The 17,601-nt window shown below is 75.0% G+C and carries 17 protein-coding genes; 3 read left to right on the top strand and 14 right to left on the bottom strand.

Translation table 11 applies throughout. The features are described from left to right. Positions 1–65: 65 nt before the first annotated feature. Genes LPU43_RS00490 through LPU43_RS00470 form a run of 5 tightly spaced genes read right to left on the bottom strand, consistent with a single transcriptional unit; the run spans position 66 to position 5,969 of the window. Entirely contained in the window at positions 66–1,100 is a 1,035-nt protein-coding gene (locus tag LPU43_RS00490) for an alpha-ketoacid dehydrogenase subunit beta (RefSeq protein WP_229397709.1), read from the bottom strand. A 19-nt stretch (positions 1,101–1,119) separates the two neighbouring features. After that, positions 1,120–2,145, bottom strand: a complete 1,026-nt coding sequence (locus LPU43_RS00485) for a thiamine pyrophosphate-dependent dehydrogenase E1 component subunit alpha (RefSeq protein WP_229397707.1) — start codon at positions 2,143–2,145, stop codon at positions 1,120–1,122. Further along, positions 2,142–3,638, bottom strand: a complete 1,497-nt coding sequence (locus tag LPU43_RS00480; RefSeq protein ID WP_229397705.1) for an NDP-hexose 2,3-dehydratase family protein — start codon at positions 3,636–3,638, stop codon at positions 2,142–2,144. Before LPU43_RS00480 ends, LPU43_RS00485 begins: the two co-directional genes overlap by 4 nt. Next, complete coding sequence (locus tag LPU43_RS00475) at positions 3,638–4,936, bottom strand: activator-dependent family glycosyltransferase (protein WP_229397703.1); 1,299 nt, start codon at positions 4,934–4,936, stop codon at positions 3,638–3,640. The genes LPU43_RS00480 and LPU43_RS00475 overlap by 1 nt, the downstream gene beginning before the upstream one ends. 22 nt (positions 4,937–4,958) lie before the next feature. Continuing rightward, the gene (locus tag LPU43_RS00470) at positions 4,959–5,969 is read right to left on the bottom strand and encodes a cytochrome P450 (RefSeq protein ID WP_229397701.1); all 1,011 of its coding nucleotides are present in this window, start codon (positions 5,967–5,969) and stop codon (positions 4,959–4,961) included. Between the two features lie 220 nt (positions 5,970–6,189). On the opposite strand from LPU43_RS00470, the gene LPU43_RS00465 reads away from it, so the two are divergent. Continuing rightward, positions 6,190–6,774 carry a dTDP-4-dehydrorhamnose 3,5-epimerase family protein gene (locus tag LPU43_RS00465; RefSeq protein WP_229397699.1) on the top strand — a complete coding sequence of 195 codons (585 nt, stop codon included), beginning with the start codon at positions 6,190–6,192 and terminating at the stop codon, positions 6,772–6,774. A 91-nt stretch (positions 6,775–6,865) separates the two neighbouring features. Here the strand turns inward: LPU43_RS00465 and LPU43_RS00460 are convergent, their stop codons facing one another. Beyond that, complete coding sequence (locus LPU43_RS00460) at positions 6,866–7,318, bottom strand: nuclear transport factor 2 family protein (protein WP_229397696.1); 453 nt, start codon at positions 7,316–7,318, stop codon at positions 6,866–6,868. Positions 7,319–7,543: 225 nt separating this feature from the next. On the opposite strand from LPU43_RS00460, the gene LPU43_RS00455 reads away from it, so the two are divergent. Next, on the top strand, positions 7,544–8,509 hold the full coding sequence (locus tag LPU43_RS00455; protein ID WP_229397694.1) for a DMT family transporter: 966 nt from the start codon (positions 7,544–7,546) through the stop codon (positions 8,507–8,509). 40 nt (positions 8,510–8,549) lie between these two features. Continuing rightward, a complete protein-coding gene (locus tag LPU43_RS00450; RefSeq protein WP_229397692.1) occupies positions 8,550–10,025 on the top strand; it encodes an MFS transporter in 1,476 nt (491 codons plus the stop codon). Between the two features lie 750 nt (positions 10,026–10,775). Here LPU43_RS00450 and LPU43_RS00445 read toward each other — a convergent pair. The 8 genes from LPU43_RS00445 to LPU43_RS00410 form a co-directional block, all read right to left on the bottom strand. Next, entirely contained in the window at positions 10,776–11,867 is a 1,092-nt protein-coding gene (locus tag LPU43_RS00445) for an alpha/beta hydrolase (protein WP_229397690.1), read from the bottom strand. A 136-nt stretch (positions 11,868–12,003) separates the two neighbouring features. Next, the gene (locus LPU43_RS00440; protein WP_229397688.1) at positions 12,004–12,837 is read right to left on the bottom strand and encodes an ABC transporter permease; all 834 of its coding nucleotides are present in this window, start codon (positions 12,835–12,837) and stop codon (positions 12,004–12,006) included. After that, the gene (locus tag LPU43_RS00435) at positions 12,834–13,910 is read right to left on the bottom strand and encodes an ATP-binding cassette domain-containing protein (RefSeq protein WP_229397686.1); all 1,077 of its coding nucleotides are present in this window, start codon (positions 13,908–13,910) and stop codon (positions 12,834–12,836) included. Before LPU43_RS00435 ends, LPU43_RS00440 begins: the two co-directional genes overlap by 4 nt. Positions 13,911–14,112: 202 nt before the next feature. Continuing rightward, the gene (locus LPU43_RS00430) at positions 14,113–14,901 is read right to left on the bottom strand and encodes a TetR/AcrR family transcriptional regulator (RefSeq protein WP_229397684.1); all 789 of its coding nucleotides are present in this window, start codon (positions 14,899–14,901) and stop codon (positions 14,113–14,115) included. A gap of 76 nt (positions 14,902–14,977) precedes the next feature. After that, on the bottom strand, positions 14,978–15,874 hold the full coding sequence (locus LPU43_RS00425; protein ID WP_229397682.1) for an NmrA/HSCARG family protein: 897 nt from the start codon (positions 15,872–15,874) through the stop codon (positions 14,978–14,980). Positions 15,875–15,900: 26 nt separating this feature from the next. After that, a complete protein-coding gene (locus LPU43_RS00420; protein WP_229397680.1) occupies positions 15,901–16,743 on the bottom strand; it encodes an SDR family oxidoreductase in 843 nt (280 codons plus the stop codon). A gap of 95 nt (positions 16,744–16,838) precedes the next feature. Further along, positions 16,839–17,273 (bottom strand): ester cyclase, encoded by a 435-nt coding sequence (locus LPU43_RS00415; RefSeq protein WP_229397678.1) that lies wholly within the window; start codon positions 17,271–17,273, stop codon positions 16,839–16,841. 55 nt (positions 17,274–17,328) lie between these two features. Continuing rightward, complete coding sequence (locus LPU43_RS00410; RefSeq protein ID WP_229397676.1) at positions 17,329–17,586, bottom strand: acyl carrier protein; 258 nt, start codon at positions 17,584–17,586, stop codon at positions 17,329–17,331. Positions 17,587–17,601: the final 15 nt, after the last annotated feature.

Genomic DNA, 17,601 nt, shown 5'->3' with positions numbered 1-17,601 from the left:
ACTCGTGCCGACCGCGCGGGTCGGGCCGGCGCACCCGCCGGCCGGCCCGACCCGGCGGCCGGGGGTCAGTACGGCCCGTGGAACTCGGCGGCCACGCTGCTCAACCTCGGCAACGACCCCCGGTCGTCGCCGACGAGCGCGAGGCACGCCTCCACGACGGCGTCCGCCCCCGGGTGGAACGCCTCCTCCAGCGGCCAGGACACCGGCGCGGGGCTGTCCGGCAGCGCCACCCGGCGCACCGGGGCCCGCAGCGTCTCCGGCACGTTCTCGGCGACCACGGCGGCCACCTCGGCGGCCAGGCCGTACCGGGCCCAGCTCGTGTCGGCGACCACCAGCCGGCCGGTGCGGGCCACCGACTCGCAGATGATCCGCTCGTCCAGCGGCCGGATGCTGCGCACGTCGACCACCTCCACGCTGATCCCCCGCGCGGCGAGCTGCTCGGCGGCCCGCTCCGCCTCGTGCACCATCAGCGACGCGGCCACCACCGTCACGTCGTCGCCCGCGCGGGCGATCCGGCCCACCCCGAACGGCACCGGCTCCGGCTCCTCCGGCACCGGCCCGGTCAGCGGGTACAGGTTACGGTTCTCGATCAGCACCACCGGGGTGTCCCCGCGCAACGCCGTCACCAGCAGGCCCTTCGCGTCGGCCGGGGACGCCGGGGTGGCCACGTACAGGCCGGCGTAGTGGGCGAACGTGGCGTGCGGGCTCTGCGAGTGGGTCGCCCCCTGGCCCCAGCCCCGCCCCACCACGCCCCGGGTCACCACCGGCACCCCGCCCTGGTCGCCGTACATGTAGCGCCACTTCGCCGCGAGGTTCACCATGACGTCCAGGGCGAGGAACATGAAGTCCGCCCGGGTGTGCACCACCAGCGGGCGCAGCCCGTTGGCCGCCGCCCCGATGGCGATGCCCGCGCAGGCGTTCTCCGAGTTCGGCACGTCGACCACCCGGGCCGCGCCGTACCGCTCGTAGGCGGCCTTCGTGGTGCCGAACGTGCCCTTGTGGTCGTCCACCCCCTCCCCCAGCACCAGGACGGACGGGTCGTCGGCCATGCACTGCATGGTCGCCTCGCTGATCGCCTGCCAGTACGTCAGCTCTCGCATCACGGTCTCCTCCCGGTCCTCAGCGCCCGACGGTCTCGTACGCGCCGTCGAGCAGGTTCGCCACCGACGGCCAGGCGGCGGCACGGGCGAACCGGACCGCGGCGCGGGCCTCCTCGCGGTACCGCTGCTCCCACTGCCGCACCCAGTCGTCCACGCGCGGCTCGGCGTCGCGGATCGCGTCCGTGGCCCGGCGGATCGGGCAGCGGGCGATCCAGTCGTCGATCTCCTCCTTCGCGCGGTACCCGTGGTCGTGGTCCCAGCCGGGGCCCACGTGCTCGCGCCACCGGTAGGTGTGCAGCTCCAGGAACGCCGGGCCGGCGCCCTCGCGGCACCGGGCCACGGCGGCGCGGGCGGCGGCCCGCACGGCGTACACGTCGTTGCCGTCGACCGACCGGGCCCACAGCCCGTACGCGGCGACCCGGTCGGTGATGGTCGACCCGGCGGGCTGCCGCTGGCGCAGCGGCGACGAGATCGAGTACAGGTTGTTCTCGCAGACGAAGACCACCGGCACCCGGTGCACCTGGGCGAAGTTGATCGACTCGTGGAACACCCCCTCCTCGGTCGCGCCGTCGCCGAAGAAGGTCAGCGCCACCGAGGACCGCCCGCGCAGCGCCGCCGACCAGCCCGCGCCGACCCCCACGGGGATCATCTCGCCGAGGATGGCCGCCGAGCCGGCGAAGCCTGCCGCCCGGTCGATCAGGTGGATCGAGCCGCCCCGGCCCCGCGCGCAGCCCGCCTCGCGGCCGTACAGCTCCGCCACCATCGCCCGCAGGTCACCCCCCTTGGCCAGGTACGGCGCGTGTGAGCGGTGCCCGGTGAAGACCAGGTCGTCGGGGCCCGTGGCGGCGCAGACCCCGACGGCGGTGGCCTCCTGGCCGATGGAGAAGTGCGTCGGTGTCCTCATCTCCTGGTCGTCGCGGTAGCGGTCGCAGAGCTCCTCCTCGACGCAGCGGATCCGCACCATGTCGCGGATCAGCGCGGCGTCCGGTCCGGCCGGGTCCACGGTGTCGGGGGCCGGCGCGACGCCGACGGGGGTAGTGGTCATGACTCTCCTCGATTCGGGTGCCGGAGGCTGTGCAGGCAGGCGACCAGGCTGCGCGCCTCCACGTTGAGGTAGTGGCTGTGCCGCAGCAGGCCGTCGAGCTGGCGGAGGGTGACCCAGCGGTAGTCGGGGTGCTCCGGCACTCCCGCCGGCCCGACCTCCACCACCAGGTAGCGGTTGCGGGTGTGGAAGAACCGGCCGCCCTCCTCGGAGAGGGTGGCGGCGAACCGGACCCGCTCCGGCGCGGCGCGCAGCACCTCGTCCAGGTACGGCGGGCGGGCCGCGGCCGGCAGGTCGATGTGGTTGTCCGGCTGGCACTGCACGGTCGGGGCGAGTTCCACCACGTCGACGAAGCCCGGCTCGGCGCGGGCGTGCACCAGTGCGTGCAGCACGCCGTCGACGCGGCGGACCAGGAACGCGACGATCCCCGTGCCGACGGCGGCGATCATCGGCTGGTCCCAGCCGTCCACCTCCCGTCCCCGGGCCCGCACCGCCACCCCGACGACGTCGAAGAACCGGCCGCGCTCGTGCGAGATGCGGCCGTCGCGCCGCCGCCAGCCGTCGGTCTCGGCCAGCCCGATCCGCCGGGTGCGCAGCTCGACGGTGCTGCGCCGGTCGGTCAGCCAGCTCAGCAGCTCCGGCGTCGGGTGCGCCGCGCCGTCCGCGCACCGGGCGGAGCGGCGCAGGGCCTCGCGGAACCCGTCGTCGGCCGTCCCGCCGGTCGCGGGCCCGTCGCCCTCGTGCATGGCCGCGCCGGTCAGCGGCAGGCAGGCCAGCACGGTGCGGGTGTCCATGTTGACCACGTCGTCGACGGCGAGCAGGCCGTGGAGCTGGCCGAGGGTCAGCCAACGGAAGCCCTCGCGCACCTCGACGTCCTCGCGCACCTCGACGACCATGTTGCGGTTGCGCTTGCGGCGGAACCACGCGCCCTGCTCGGACTGGCGCACGTCGGCGATCACCGTGCGCCGGTCGCGCCGCTGGAAGTACTCCAGGTACGGCACCGCCCGCCCCCGGTGCGCCCCGGTGTAGTTGCTCCGGGTGGCCTGCACGGTCGGCGAGAGCTGCAACCCGTTGACGTTGCCCGGCTCGGCCTTGGCCTGGAGGAGGAAGCGGAGCACCCCGTCGAACTCCCGGGCGAGGATGCCGAGGACGCCGACCTCCGGCTGGTCGATGATCGGCTGTCGCCAGTGCGGGACCGGGCCGTCGGGCGCGGTCACGTCGAGCCCGTGGATCGTGTAGAACCGGCCGGTGTCGTGGACGAGGTCTCCGGTGCGCGGGTCGGTCTTCCAGCCGGCCAGCTCCTCCAGCGGCACGCGTTCGGCCGTCGTGAAGGAGCGTTGCGCGAGGTCGGCGAGCCAACCCAGCACGCCGGCCGTACCGTCGCCGGGGTCGGCGGCCGAGCGGGCGATCCGGTCGGCCAGCACGCCCCGGTCCGACGGGGCGGTGACTGCGGGGCCGCCGGGCGGCGGCGGGAGCAGGCGGCCCGGCACGGGCATCAGAGCGCCCCGGCGCCGGCCGGCGCCCGGTGCCGCGCGACCAGCTCCTCCAGCGCGGCGACCGTCTCGGCGGGGCTCGGCTGGGCCAGCGCCTCGTCGCGCAGGGCGCGCGCCCCGGCCCGCAGCGCCGGCTCGTCCAGCAACCGCAGCACGGCGGCCCGGACGGCGTCCACGGTGGCCTCGGCGGCGGGCAGGCAGAGGCCCGCGCCCAGCTCCTCGGTGCGCCGCGCCTTCTCCACGGTGTCCCAGCCGTACGCGATCATGAGCTGCGGCACGCCGTGCACCTCGGCGGTTGCCCGGGTGCCCACGCCGCCGTGGTGCACGATCGCGGCGCAGGTGGGCATCAGGTCGTGCAGCGGGACGAAGCTCACGACCCGGGTGTTCGCCGGCACGTCGGGCACCTCCCGGCGCTGCGCCTCGTTCAGCGTGGCGACGATCTCCACGTCGAGGTCGGCCATGCCGGCGAGCAGTTCGCCCAGCGACGCGGCGGAGCGGTCCAGCTCGTCGGAGACGCCGAGGGTGAGGCAGATCCGCCGCCGCCCCTCGGGCGGGGTGCGCAGCCAGTCCGGCACCACGGCCCGGCCGTTGTACGGCACGTTGCGCATCCCGATCGTGGGCAGGCCGAGGTCGAGCCGGGTGGACGGCGGGGTGGTGTCGATCGTCGCGTGCCCCGTGCGGACGGTCTCGTCGTAGCGGGCGCCGTACCGGGCGAGCGTGTCCGACAGCCACTCGGCCGTCGGGTCCTCCCGGTCGGCCGGGTCGCGCCGCTCGGCCAGACGCAGGAACTCCCGCCGGGCCCGCATGGTGATGTCGGGGCCGTAGAGCAGCCGGGCGTGCGCCGCGCCGGTGACCGTCGCGGCCACCCCGCCGGCCATCGTGAGCGGCTCCCAGACCACCAGGTCCGGCCGCCAGGAGCGGGCGAACGCGACCAGGTCGTCCATCATCGACCCGCTGTTGAACGAGGCGAACAGCGTCGGGACCATCACCTTTTCGAGCTCCAGCAGGCCGGCCCAGTCCCACCGGGCCGGGTCCTCCCGGGCCCAGTCGAAGTTCTGCACGTGCTCGGAGCCGCCCGCGCCCATCAGCTCGCCGAGCAGCTCGGGGGCCCACGGGTCGGAGGCGTACCACTCGGGGGCGCCGACCGGGACGGCCGTCATCCCGGCGCCGGTGATCGCGTCGGTCAGGTCGGGCTGGCTGGCGACCCGGACCTCGTGGCCGGCGGCGCGCAACGCCCAGGCCAGCGACACCATCGGGAACCAGTGGGTGGGGTGGGGCATGCTGACGAACAGGACGCGCATCGGTTCTCTCCTCTCCACGGTCTCAGTCCGCCCGCACGTCGAACCGCGCCGCCGCCGCCGTCACCGGGGCCCGGCCGGGGCGCACCGGCGGGGCGTCGGCGCGCAGCCGGGGCGCGGCGGCGGCGAGCCGGGCCAGCAGCGCCTCGGCGTACCCCCGGGCGAAGTCGACGGCCCCGGCCAGCGGGCCGCCCGGGACCAGCACCGGCCCCGCCGGGCGGTCCGGGTCGAAGCGGTCCGGGTCGGCGAAGGCGGCGGGATCGCGGTTGGCCACGCCGAGCAGCAGCACCACCCGGTCCCCGGCGGCGAGCTGCCCGTCGCCCCAGCCGGGCGCGCCGGTGACGGTGAGCGGGAGCAGCCGCAGCGGCGGCGCGTGGCGCAGCGTCTCGGCCACCGCCCGGGGGGCGAGGCCCGGCTCCGCCGCGAGCCGGCCCCAGGCGTCGGCGGCGAGCAGCGCGGCGACCGCGTTCACGGCCAGGGTCGCGGCGAGGCGCACCCCGGTCGCCGCGAGCAACGGCCGCGCGGCGCGCCCGCTCAGCGCCGCGCCGGCCGCGACCGCCCGCCGGGTGCGCTCCGGGTCCTGCGGGCGCAGCAGCGCGTCCAGCGCCGGCTCGGCGTCGGCCAGCAGCTCCACCGTCGCCGCGTCGCCGCCGGCCAGCGCCCGCGCCGCGCCGCGCCGGGCCACCGCCGCCAGGTCGCACCGCGCGGGCAGTTCCCCGGGTACGCCGGCGGCGGCGTCGATCCCGCCGGGCGGGTCGGCGGGCAGCCCGAACGGGGTGACCGGCTCCACGCCGTCGCCGGCCAGCGCCCGCGCCGCCGTGGCGTGGTCGGTCACCACCCAGTCGCCGGTCGCGGCCCGCCACAGCGGCCCCCGCCCCCGCAGCCGCTCGGGTTCCCCGCCGGGCACGCCGCAGAGCAGCGCGGCGTACGGGTCGCCCTGGGCCGCCCGCAACCAGAGCAGCCCCTCTGTGAGCTGGAGCCGGCGCGTCAGTCCCCGCTCCGCCTCCGGTTCGCGTACCTGTTCCGCCAGCAGCACGCCGCACCCTCCGTCGCGTCGGTCAACCGCCGGCGGTGGCCGCCGGCCGATCGGGGTCGAGACTGCCCGGGTCCGCTCGAGAACCGGCCCAGCCGGGCTGGACCGGGCTTCCGGCGGGCCGCTCGGATCTGGACGGTTCCTTGAGGGCCGGCGGCGACCGTGGGCTCCGGCCGGCCCCGCCCGGCCGTTTCCGTCCCACCGACCGTGAACGGAGCCCGCCATGTCCACTGTTTCGTCGGCCCCCGCGCAGACCGGGGTCGAGCTGCCCGGCGTGTGGAACGCCCCGCTGACCCCCCACCCCGACGTGCGCGGCCACTTCGTCGAGGTGTTCCGCGACAGCACCCTGGCCGAGGAGACCGGGGCCGGCTTCCGGGCGGTGCAGGCCAGCCTGTCGGTGTCGCGCCGGGGGGTCATCCGGGGCGTGCACTACTTCCCGGACGGCCCGGGGCAGGTCAAGGTCGTCTCCTGCGCGCACGGGGAGGTGCTGGACGTGCTGGTCGACCTGCGGGTCGGCTCCCCCACCTTCGGTCGCTGGTCGGGGACCCGGCTCAGCCAGGACGAGCCCCGGGCGGTGCGCATCCCGCGCGGCGTCGGGCACTCGTTCGTGGCGCTGACCGACCGGGCGGTGGTGCTCTACCTCTGCGACGAGGAGTACGTCCCGGGGCGGGAGCTGACCGTCCACCCGTTCGACGCCGACCTCGACCTGCCCTGGCCGACCGGGTTGGCGACGATCGTCTCGGACCGGGACCTGGCCGCCCCGTCCCTGCGCGAGCTGCGCGAGCGGGGCCTGCTCCCCACCTACTGACCCGGGGTCGGCGCCCCACCCGCTGAACTCGTGGGCCCGCGACCCGGCGGCACGGCTTCCCTACGCGCCGCCGGGTCGCGGAGTCGGTGGGTCAGGGCCGGTCGTCCCGGGTGACCCGACGGTGCCGGACCAGCAGCCGCCCGTCGGCGTCGCGGACCAGCACGTCGTGGGTGACGCACATCAGGTGTACCCGGGGCTCGCCGCCCCGGGGCGTGGCGATGATCTGCGCGTAGCTGCGCACCGCCAGCGACCCGTCCATCTGCGGCCGGACGTCCACGGAGAGCAGCAGGTGCCGGTGCTGCTCTCCCTTCTCCCGCAGCTCGGCGTGCGCCTGCTCGACGCCGGCGGCCAGCGCCGCGCGGCCCGCGATCGGTCGCGGGGCGGACGGGGGCGCGAAGACCCCGTCGGAGGTGAACGTCTCGGCCCACTCCCGGCCCGCGCCGCTGTCGAGCAGGTACATGTGCCGGGCGTAGAACTGCTGGACCTCGGCGTAGACCCGCGCGAAGGCCGTCCGGTCCGCGGCGTTGTCGATCTGCACGGTCATCAGTGCCGCCCTCTCTGTTCGCCTGGTCGGCGGTGTCGGTGACCGCGATGCTTCCCCGGCCCGCTGGAGAACCCCTCGCGGGCCGGACGGGAGTGGGCGGGGGCCGCTGTCCAGCGGTTCTCCGTCGGCGCTCGATGCGAGGCCAGAAGCCTGTGACGCAGCCGGGCCGGCCCGTGAGCCGACGCCGCCTTCGTGAAGGGATCGACCGTGAGCAGTGGTGCGTTGATGCGTTTCGGCGCAGTGGCCCTGATGTGGGGCTCGACCTATTTCTGGATCAAGATGGCGCTCGGGGGCATGAACCCGACGCAGTTCAGCCTCATCCGGGTCGCCGTCGGCGCGGCGGCCATGCTGGCGATCGTCGCCCTGACGGCCTCGGCGCTGCCCCGCCGCCCCCAGGTCTGGTTGCGCCTGCTGCTGATCTCGTTCCTGGTCAACGCGCTGCCGGTGCTGCTGGTGCAGCTCGTGCCCGACGCGACCGGCGAGGACGTCGGCGTGGTGTCGGTGTTCAACGCCAGCGTCCCGCTCTGGGCGCTGCTGCTCGCGCCGCTGCTGCGGCAGCGGGTCGGGGGCGGCCGGCTGGCCGCCGGGGTGCTGGTCGGCTTCGTCGGGGTGCTGCTGATGTTCCCGCCGTGGGAGGAGATCGGCCGCTGGTTCACCTGGAGTTCGCTGATCAACTTCGTCGCGGCCGTGGCCTACGGCTACGCGCTGTTCTACATGGTCCGGGTGATGCGGGACGAGGGGATGCGCCCGCTGGTGCTCTCGGCCAGCCAGGCGCTGTTCGGCGTGGGCTGGGCGGCGCTGACCCTCACCTGGCAGGACTGGGGCCCCGCCCCGACCTGGTCCACCGAGGTCCTGATCGCCCTGGCCGTGCTCGGCATCCTCAACACCGCCGTGGTCTTCACGTTCTTCGTGCGGATGGTCCGCGACGAGGGCCCGGTCCTCTCCTCCACCGTGCTCTACCTGGTGCCGGTGGTGCTGCTGCTGGGCAGCGTCTGGCTGGAGGACACCCCGGTGACCGGCCTCCAGGTGGCCGGCATGGTCGTCGCCGTGCTCGGCGTGCTGCTCGCCCGCTGGCCCGGCGGCTCTCCCGCCACGGTCGACCCGGCCGTCGCCTCGGCCGGTCTCACCCCGGCCAGCGGCGACGCCGTCGCCTCGGCTGCCGCCGGCGAGCCGCGCCGCCGGGCCGCGTGATGTCCCGCACCCCCGACCCGCACGAGACAGGAGATCCCCGATGTCCGCGTCCCTGACCGCCGCACCGCCGGCGAGGAGCACCCCCGCCCGGTACGGCATCGCGCTGGCGGTCGTCGTCGCCGGCCAGACGATGATCCTGATCGACGAGATGATCGTCAACATCGCCCTGCCCGGGATGAGCGCCGAACTGGCCCTCGATCCCGTCGCGTTGTCCTGGGTGATCAACGCCTACCTGCTCACCTTCGGCGGCCTGCTGCTGCTCGGCGGGCGCGCCGGGGACATCCTCGGCCGGCGGAAGGTCTTCCTCGCCGGCGTGGCCCTGTTCTCCGTGGCCTGCCTGGCCCGGGGGCTGGCCACCGAGCCGTGGATGCTGATCACCGCCCGCGCGGTGCAGGGCGTGGGCGCCGCGCTCACCGCGCCCTGCGTCCTGGCCCTGATCGTGAGCATGTTCGCCGAGGGCCCCCTGCGTCGGCGCGCCATCGCCGTCTACACGGCCGTCGGCGGGCTGGGCGCGGCGCTCGGCCTGCTGCTGGCCGGCACCCTCACCTCGGCGAGCTCGTGGCGCTGGGTGCTGATGCTCAACGTGCCGATCGGCGCGCTGGTGCTGCTCTGCGCGCCGTTCGTGGTGCGGGAGACCGAGCCGAACCCGGGCCGCTTCGACGTCGCCGGGGCGCTCACCTCGGCCCTCGGCGTCGGGGCGCTGGTCTGGGCGCTCTCCGCCGCCGGCAGCGAGGGCTGGGGCAGCCCGACGGTGCAGGGGCTGATCGCCGCCGGGGTCGTCCTGCTGCTGGCCTTCGTGGCGATCGAACGCCGGGCCCGGCAGCCGATCGTGGTGCCCCGCCTCTTCGCCGACCGCAACCGGGTCTGCGCGTACCTGGCGGTGCTACTCGTGCAGGGCAGCCAGATCGGCCAGCTCTTCTTCCTGACCCAGTTCTTCCAGCAGGGGCTGGGCTTCTCGCCGCTGGTCGCGGCGCTGGCCTTCCTGCCCGTGACGGTCACCCTGCTGGCCCTGGCCGGGGCCGTGGTGAAGCTCCAGCCGAAGGTCGGCGCCCGGCCGCTGGTCGTCCTCGGCGCGGCCATGCTGGTCGCGTCGAACCTCCTGCTGTCCCGGCTGGACCTGGACACCACCTACGCCACCGACGTGCTGCCGGCGCTGCTGCTGCTCGGCGCGGGCATCGCCCTGGGCACGATCCCGGCCACCGTCCTGGGCACCTCCGGGGTGGACGACGACGAGACCGGCTCGGCGTCCAGCATGATCAGCGCGACCACCACGCTGGGCGCGTCACTGGCGCTCGCCGTCCTGGTCACCGTGATGACCGCGGCCAGCACCCGGGCGGCCGGCAGCGTCCCGGCCGACCTGCCGCAGGAGGCGATCGGCGGGTACGTCTTCCTGCGCGGCATGTCGGCGAGCTTCGTCGCCGGCGGGGCCTTCGCGCTCGCCACGCTCGTCGTCGCACTCTTCATCCGCCGCTCCACGAACACGCGGCCGACCCCGGTCGGACCCGACCGCCCCTGACCGGGCGGCAGGCCGGGGCGGGAGCAGCCCCGGCCGGCGTCCGCACGGCAACGAGCACCCGGTGGTTCGCCACCGGGTGCTCGTTCCGCTCGGTCGGGGGCCCTGCCGCCGGGGGATGCCCGTGGGAACTCCTCGCTGGCGGCGACTGGCCCGAAGACGGCGTGGAGCGCAGCGGGTAGCGGCTCATTGTTCACGAGCAGGCGGCCGACCGGTTCACCCTTTGCCAGGCCCGCAGCCGGCACCGCGTCGCCGGCCGCTGCGGGCCCGCCGCACGCCGGTCACGATCCGTCACGGCTGCGAGACCTGACTCACCACGGCCCCCGATTGGACTCTGCGTCACGAGCCGTCGGCCGCCCACACTCCCACCCGCCCCTTTGCTCTGCACCAACCTACGCAACACACGCCCTGAGCTGGTCATGCGCAGGATACGAGCCTGACCGCGGAGAGGCGGGTTTCTTGCGCTGGGTGATCGTTGCATATGGGGAAGCAGAGCAAAGGGGGCGAAGGGGTTGGGCGCGCCGTCGAGGGAATTCACGCTGCGTTACGCCAAGGGTGCAGGCGCAATACGGAGAACAGCGCCGCCCCGCCACCATCGCGGTAGGGCGGGGCGGGGCTGGGCGGGGCGGGGCTGGGCGGGGCGGGGCTGGGCGGGGCGGGGCGGGCGCAGTCAGCAGGCCCGCGCAGGCGGGGTGGGAGGCCGGCGGAAGGCCGGGCACGGCCCCCCACCGGCTCCCGCCGCACGCCGGTACGTCAGCGCCGGCCGGCGCCCACGTTCCGGTCGACCCAGTCGCGGGCGACGCTCATCCACGCCGGCGCGCTGCGGTGCAGGTTGAGCGCGTGCCCGGTGCGGCCGACGACCTCGACCCGCAGCGGCGCGTTCGGGTACCAGCGCTTCTCCTGCGCCAGCAGCGCCCGGGAGCTGGAGCAGTCGCTGCCCTCCGCGCCGCAGACCAGCCGGTCGTGCTGGCCGACCACGATGAGCACCGGCACGCGGATGGCCACGTTCTCCTCCGGCAGCGGGAACTCCTCGGTGTAGACGTCGGGCTGCTTGGTCAGCTCGTCGAGGGCGATCACCGCCGGGTGCGCGTTGGACCGGTCGTAAAACCAGACGCCCCTTAGGCCCGGCCGGGTGGTGTAGTAGGCCGGGTCCAGGCCCCGGGAGGCGAACTTCGGGTCCTGACCGGCGGCGTGGATGACGTCGTTCCAGGGGATCTCCACCCGGGCGCTCGCTTCCGCGGTGAGGATCAGCCCGTCGACGTCGTGCGGCCGGTGGATGCCGATCGTGCGGGCCAGGGTGGCCCCGAACGAGTGGCCGACGAGGACGATCCGGTCGAAGCTCCGCCCGCCGGCCCCGCCCGCGCGGACGGCGCGGACGAGCTGCGTCATCACCGCCTGCTGGGTGTCCGGGGCGTACCGGTCGAACGGGGGCGCCGAGCTGTGGCCCGCGCCGAGCCGGTCGATGGCCAGCACCGCGTACCCGGCTCGGGTCATCGTCTCCACGTAGGACGGCCGGCGCGGGTCGCCGCGCAGGAACCAGTACGCCTGGCCGTAGGTGCCGCCGGGGATCAGCACCTGGACCGTGCGCGCCGCGCCCCGCCGGGGCAGGCACAGGGTGCCGGCGATCCGCTGGTCCACCGGGCCGCCCTCGGTCAGCGCCACCGGGAAGGTCAGCTTCCGGCATTTCGGGGGCAGCGCTGGCAGGCCCCGGGCCGTCGCCGCCGCGCCCCCGGCGGCCGGGTCGGCCCGCCCGGCGGCCCGCACCGGCCCTTCGGCCGGGGCCAGGCCCACGGCGGCGGCGACGGCCAGGGCGGCGATCGCGGGTACGGCTCTCTTCCTTCTCACGGCTCCTCCTCCTCGACGGTCCACCCGCGCGGCCGGCCTGGCCGGGCGCGGATGGCACGAAGCTGCCCCCGGCGACTCCCGTCGGCCGGGGGCAGCGTGCGCCTCATCGTGCGATGCGGCGCTCCGAGCGCACTCGTCAGCTACTCAAGGACCGGTACTTGCTCAACGACAGCGGCAGGAAGATGGCGACCAGCACGATCGGCCAGATCACCGCCATCATCGGGTAGTTCTGCACCACCCAGGACTCGCCGCCCCACCCGGGGTTGCCGAACAGCTCCCGGATCGCGCCGACCGTCGCCGACAGCGGGTTCCACTCGGCGATCGCGCCCAGCCACCCCGGCATGGTGGCCGGCGAGACGAAGGCGTTGGACAGGAAGCCGAGCGGGAACTCCAGGGTCTGCACGCCGGCCACGGCCTCCTGGCCCTTCATCACCAGGCCGAGGAAGATGCCCACCCAGACCAGGGCGAAGCGCAGCAGCAGGATCAGCCCGAACGCGGCGAGGGTGTCGCCGACGCCGCCGTGCGCCCGCCAGCCGACCGCGAGGCCGGCCAGCAGCATCACCGCGAGGGTGACCACGGCGAAGAACATGTCGGCCACGGCCCGGCCGATCAGTGGGGCCAGCGGGGAGACGGGCATCGACCGGAGGCGGTCGGTGACCCCGCGGTCCATGTCGGCGGAGACGGCGAGCGTGGTGAGGCTGATGCCGAACACCATGGTCATGGCGAACATGCCGGGCATCAGGAACTCGCGGTAGCTGCCGCCGCCGGGCACCTGCAACGCGCCGCCGAACAGGTAGGCGAACATCAGCACCATGACGATGTTGAACCCGAGGGACGCGATCAGCGGCCCCGGGTTGCGGCGCCAGTGGGCCAGGCTGCGCTGGGTCAGGGTGACGCTGTCGCCCAGCAGGGACGGACGGCCGTGCACCACGTCCGGCGACGCGGCGCCGGGCAGGGTCGCGCTGGTCACGCGGGAACCTCCTCGACGTTCTCCGAGCGGGGGCTGCCGGACTTCGACTCGTCGCCCTTGCCCTTGCGCCCCTTGCCCTTCTTCGCCTTCTTCTCCTTCTCGGCCGCCTCGGCCTCCTCGGCGGTCTGCGGGCGGCGGCCGGTCAGGTGCAGGAAGACCTCGTCCAGCGTGGGGCGGCGCAGCGCCACGTCCTCGACGGTGACGCCTGCGGCGTCGAGCCCCCGCAGCACCTCGGTGAGGGCGGCGGCCCGGTGCCCGACCTGGGCGCTGAGGAAGCGGCGGTCCGGGTCGACCTCGGGCTCGGTGCCGGCCACCTGGCGGAGCTGCGCGGCGGCCGAAGCCAGATCGGCGGCGTTGTGCACGACCAGGTCGATGCGGTCGCCGCCGAGCTGGGCCTTCAGCTCGTCGGGGGTGCCCTCGGCGATGACCTTCCCGGTGTCGATCACCGAGATCTGGTCGGCGAGCTGGTCGGCCTCGTCGAGGTACTGGGTGGTGAGCAGGACCGTGGTGCCGGAACGGACCAGCTCCCGGACCGACTCCCACACCTCGTTGCGGCTGCGCGGGTCCAGCCCGGTGGTCGGCTCGTCGAGGAAGAGCACCGACGGCGTCAGGATCATCCCGGCAGCCAGGTCGAGCCGGCGGCGCATGCCGCCCGAGTACGCCTTGACCGGCTTGCTGCCGGCGTCGGCGAGCCCGAAGCGCTCCAGCAGCTCGTTGGCGCGCTGCTGGGCGCGCTTGGCGCCGAGGTGGAACAGCCGGCCGAAGATGACCAGGTTCTGGTAGCCGCTGAGCACCTCGTCGACGGCGGCGTTCTGCCCGACCAGGCCGATGCGGTAGCGCACCTGGTCGGCCTGGCGCGCCACGTCGAAGCCGGCGACCTCGGCGCGGCCCTCGTCGAAGCGCAGCAGGGTGGAGAGGATCCGCACGGAGGTGGTCTTGCCGGCCCCGTTCGGGCCGAGCAGGCCGCACACCGTGCCCGGCCGGACCCGTAGGTCGAAGCCGTCCAGGGCGTACCTGTCCCCGTACCGCTTGCGCAGTCCCTCCGCGACAATCGCGTAATTGCCCGCTGTCACGTCGCTCCCTCCTGAACACACCTGATGGACACAGTTCGACGACGGTTAGCGTACAGCATACGGTAGCGCATACGGTGGCGTTGCCCGCGCCGGCGCGCCACCCGGACGACAGGCACGCCAGCAGCGGCAACGCGCCGGCACGAACGTGCGCCCGGCCGCCGTGAGCGGCGGCCGGGCGACACCCGCCCGACGGGCGGCCGGGTCAGCCGGGGGTCACCCCGGCCTGCGCCGTCCGGGCCGCGATGAAGACCTCGATGCCGTCGAGCAGGCGCTGGAGCCCGAACTCGAAGGCGTGTTCCGGGGAGTACGACCCGCCGTGGGCGGCCCCGGCCGCCGAACCGACCCGGGTGGCGACCGGGAACCGGGCCCCGTCGACGAACGCGCCGAGCAGCGGCCCGCAGACCCGCCACCACTGCTCGTCGGTCATCCCGCTCTCCCGCTCCAGCACGGACGCCTCGACGGCCCGCCGGGCGACCCCCTCGGCGTAGTCGGTGACCAGCCGCACGGTCGAGTCCATCTCGACCTCGGTCAGGCCGAGCCCCTCGACGGCGCGCAGCTCGTACTCGTACTTCGCCATGGCGTGCGGACCCAGCGGCGGGCGACCCACCGGGATGCGCAGCACCCAGGGGTGGCGGCGGTAGAGCTCCCAGTTGGTGCGGGCCACCCGCTCCAGGGCCACCCGCCACCCGGCCGGCAGGGGGTCGGGGCCGACGGTCTCGCCGTAGACGGTGTCGATCATCAGCTCGATCAGCTCCGCCTTGCCCGGCACGTACGTGTAGAGGGACATCACGCCGACGCCGAGCGCCTGGGCGAGCCGGCGCATGGAGAGCTCGGCCAGCCCGTCCGCGTCGACCATGTCGACGGCCGCGAGGACGATCTTCTCGACGCCGAGGTTGGACCTGCTGCGGGCGTCCGGGCCACGGGGCCCCCAGAGCAGGGCCAAGCTCCGGGCCGGATCGGCGACACCCCTGCCCCGGTCGTCCGGACTCATCGCCCCTCCATCCTCGGCGCTGCCGTATGCCGTACGATACAACATACGCGGGGGCGCGGCGTCCCGGCCGCAGGGGTCACCCGGCGGCGGGCGCCGGGACGCGCCAGCCGATCGCGCGCAGCCAGTCGGCGAAGGTGCGCAGCCCCGGGTGGCGGGCCCGCAGCGCCGCGATGTCGGCGGCGTACCCGTCGGTCTGGAACCACTCGAACATCACCGCGATCTCGTGGCTGTACGGGATCCACGGGTCGGCCGCCGCCTCGTCGAGGCTGCGCTCCTCGAACCGGGCGGGCATCCCCGCCAGCTCGCCGAAGCGGGCGGCCAATTCCGGGCCGGTCAGCTCGTCGCCGGCCAGTTCGAGGGCCGCCCCGACGTAGGTGTCCGGGTCGTCGAAGGCGGTCGCGGCGAACACCCCGATGTCCTCGGCGGCGATGAGCTGCACCCGGGTCTGCGGCTTCAGCGGCAGCCGCACCACCAGGGTGCCGTCGACCGCCTGGGGGCCCCAGGCGGCGAAGTTGTCCATGAAGAAGGTGGGGCGCAGCACCGTGGTGGGCACGCCCAGCGACCGCAGGTGCCGCTCGATCGTCCACTTGGTCTCGAAGTGCGGCACCCCGCTGGCGCGGTCCGCACCGCCGACCGAGCTGTAGACGACGTGGCGTACGCCGGTGGCCGCCGCAGCGTCGGCGACCGCGCGGCCCTGGCGCAGCTCCGCGCCCAGCCCGCCGGGGGTCATGAAGGTCTGCACGCTGAACACCCCGTGCACGTCGGCCATCGCCGCCCGCAGGGAGGCCTGGTCGTTGAGGTCGCCGGTCACCAGCGACACGCCGGCCGCGGCGAGCGCCCGCGCGGCGTCGGTGCCCGGGTCGCGGACCAGGGCGCGCACCGGGCGGCCCCGGGCGAGCAGCGCCCGGACGGTCGCGCCGCCCTGGGTGCCGGTGGCCCCGGTGACGAGGATGGTGCGGTTGCTGTCGGCCATCGTACGGTCCTTCCCGGACGGTCGGGTCATCGGAACAGGTGGGCGTGCTCGGCCGCCCAGTCGCGGAAGGTGCGCGGCTTGCGGCCGAGCAGCCGCTCGACGGTGCCGTTGGTGCGCCCCCAGGGCACCCGTGGGCTGTGCAGCGCCGCGACGTTGGTCTCCGCGGCCGGTCGGTCGCCGGTGATCGAGGCGAACGTCGCCACCACCTCCTCGGGGGCGGCCACCTCGAAGTCGAGGTCCCGGCCGAGCACGTCGGAGATGACGCGGACCTGCTCGGCGGAGGTGAGCACCTCCGGGCCGGTCAGCTCGTACCGGCGGCGGGCGTGCTCGCCGGAGGTCAGCGCCGCCACGGCCACCGCGGCCAGGTCGTCCGGGTCGACGGGGGCGCCGGGGTTGTTGCCCACCAGGCAACGCACCCGGCCCTGCTCCCGGATGGACTTCGCCCACCACAGCGAGTTGGTGTGGAACGGGCCGGGCCGCAGCAGGGTGGCGTCCGGGGCCGCCGCGCCGATCAGCTCCTCGGCGGCGCGGTGCTCGTCGCCGATGCGGTGCCGCACGGGGTGCAGCACGGCCGACGACGACAGCAGCACCAGCCGGCGCACGCCGCCGGCCCGCCGGATCGCCTCGGCGAAGGGCCGCGCCCCGGCCTCCACGTCGCCCACCAGGCAGACGAACGCGGCGTCCACGCCGGCCAGCGCGGCGGCGGACGCGTCGGCGTCGCCGGGGCTGCCGGCCACCACCTCGACGTCGGGCGGCAGGTCGGCCCGCGCGGGGTCGCGGCTCAGGGCGCGGACCCGGTGGCCCGCCTCGCGCAGGCGGGCCACCACGTGCCTGCCCACCTTTCCGGTCGCGCCGGTGACGAGGATCATCGCGTCTTCCCTTCGGTCGGGTCGGAAACGGAATGCCGGGCGCGGGACCCGGCCGGCGGGCGACGCCGGCCGGGGCACCGCGCGGTCGGCGAGGGTCAGTGCCGCCAGCCCTCGGCGGTCGGCCACGGGTCGCCGAGCTGGCGGTAGGTGCCCTGGTAGTCCGGCCAGTCCCGGTGGTCGCGGATCTTGCCGTCGACCAGCTTGATCAGGTGGATCTGCTCGCCGGAGAAGCGGCGGCCGGTCGCCTCCATCCCGACCAGGTTGCCCACGTGCCGGCCGTAGAGGACGAGGTACGCCCGGACCCAGTCGCCCTTCTCCTCGTAGCGGACCTCCTCCAGGTGGGCCTCCTCGGAGAAGGTCATCCGCAGCCACTTCACGGCCATCGCGAAGGCGGCCGGGCCCCGCAGGTCCATGTGCTCCAGGGAGGCCGGGTTGAGGTAGTCGGGGTGGATGTACTCGGCGACGTCGTCGGTCTGCCCGGTGTTGTACGCCACCACCATCCGGCGTACGGCGTCGATGTTCCTGCTCATGCGGGTGCCTCCTCGGCTCTCGTGGGTCGTGGGTCGGGTGGTCGGTCGGGTCGGGTCAGCCGTCGCCGGCGATGGCCCGGTTGGTCAGGTCGAGCAGCGCCCGGGGGGTCTGCGCCTGGGTGACGGCGTCGTCGGCGAGGCGCGCGCCGAAGCGGCGCTGGATCACGCTGGCGGTCTCCAGCAGGGCCAGCGAGTCGTAGCCGAGGTCGCTGAACGGCACGTCGAGGATGTCGCCGCCCAGGTCGGCCGCGTCGTCCTCGCCCGCGCACTCGCGCAGGATGTCCCGCAGGACCGGCAGATCGAGGGTCGCCATGTCTTCTCCTTCGAG

This window comes from Micromonospora okii, assembly GCF_020884795.1.
Lineage (GTDB): Bacteria > Actinomycetota > Actinomycetes > Mycobacteriales > Micromonosporaceae > Micromonospora > Micromonospora okii.
This window is presented reverse-complemented; position numbering and strand designations above follow the sequence as displayed.

What these genes read in the sequence shown, in the direction of transcription:
- LPU43_RS00430 (WP_229397684.1), bottom strand. Translation starts at nt 14,901, where the DNA reads ATGAGTCCGGACGACCGGGGCAGGGGTGTCGCCGATCCGGCCCGGAGC.
- LPU43_RS00475 (WP_229397703.1), bottom strand. Translation starts at nt 4,936, where the DNA reads ATGCGCGTCCTGTTCGTCAGCATGCCCCACCCCACCCACTGGTTCCCG.
- LPU43_RS00455 (WP_229397694.1), top strand. Translation starts at nt 7,544, where the DNA reads ATGCGTTTCGGCGCAGTGGCCCTGATGTGGGGCTCGACCTATTTCTGG.
- LPU43_RS00485 (WP_229397707.1), bottom strand. Translation starts at nt 2,145, where the DNA reads ATGACCACTACCCCCGTCGGCGTCGCGCCGGCCCCCGACACCGTGGAC.
- LPU43_RS00465 (WP_229397699.1), top strand. Translation starts at nt 6,190, where the DNA reads ATGTCCACTGTTTCGTCGGCCCCCGCGCAGACCGGGGTCGAGCTGCCC.
- LPU43_RS00415 (WP_229397678.1), bottom strand. Translation starts at nt 17,273, where the DNA reads ATGAGCAGGAACATCGACGCCGTACGCCGGATGGTGGTGGCGTACAAC.
- LPU43_RS00480 (WP_229397705.1), bottom strand. Translation starts at nt 3,638, where the DNA reads ATGCCCGTGCCGGGCCGCCTGCTCCCGCCGCCGCCCGGCGGCCCCGCA.
- LPU43_RS00420 (WP_229397680.1), bottom strand. Translation starts at nt 16,743, where the DNA reads ATGATCCTCGTCACCGGCGCGACCGGAAAGGTGGGCAGGCACGTGGTG.
- LPU43_RS00460 (WP_229397696.1), bottom strand. Translation starts at nt 7,318, where the DNA reads ATGACCGTGCAGATCGACAACGCCGCGGACCGGACGGCCTTCGCGCGG.
- LPU43_RS00425 (WP_229397682.1), bottom strand. Translation starts at nt 15,874, where the DNA reads ATGGCCGACAGCAACCGCACCATCCTCGTCACCGGGGCCACCGGCACC.
- LPU43_RS00490 (WP_229397709.1), bottom strand. Translation starts at nt 1,100, where the DNA reads ATGCGAGAGCTGACGTACTGGCAGGCGATCAGCGAGGCGACCATGCAG.
- LPU43_RS00410 (WP_229397676.1), bottom strand. Translation starts at nt 17,586, where the DNA reads ATGGCGACCCTCGATCTGCCGGTCCTGCGGGACATCCTGCGCGAGTGC.
- LPU43_RS00450 (WP_229397692.1), top strand. Translation starts at nt 8,550, where the DNA reads ATGTCCGCGTCCCTGACCGCCGCACCGCCGGCGAGGAGCACCCCCGCC.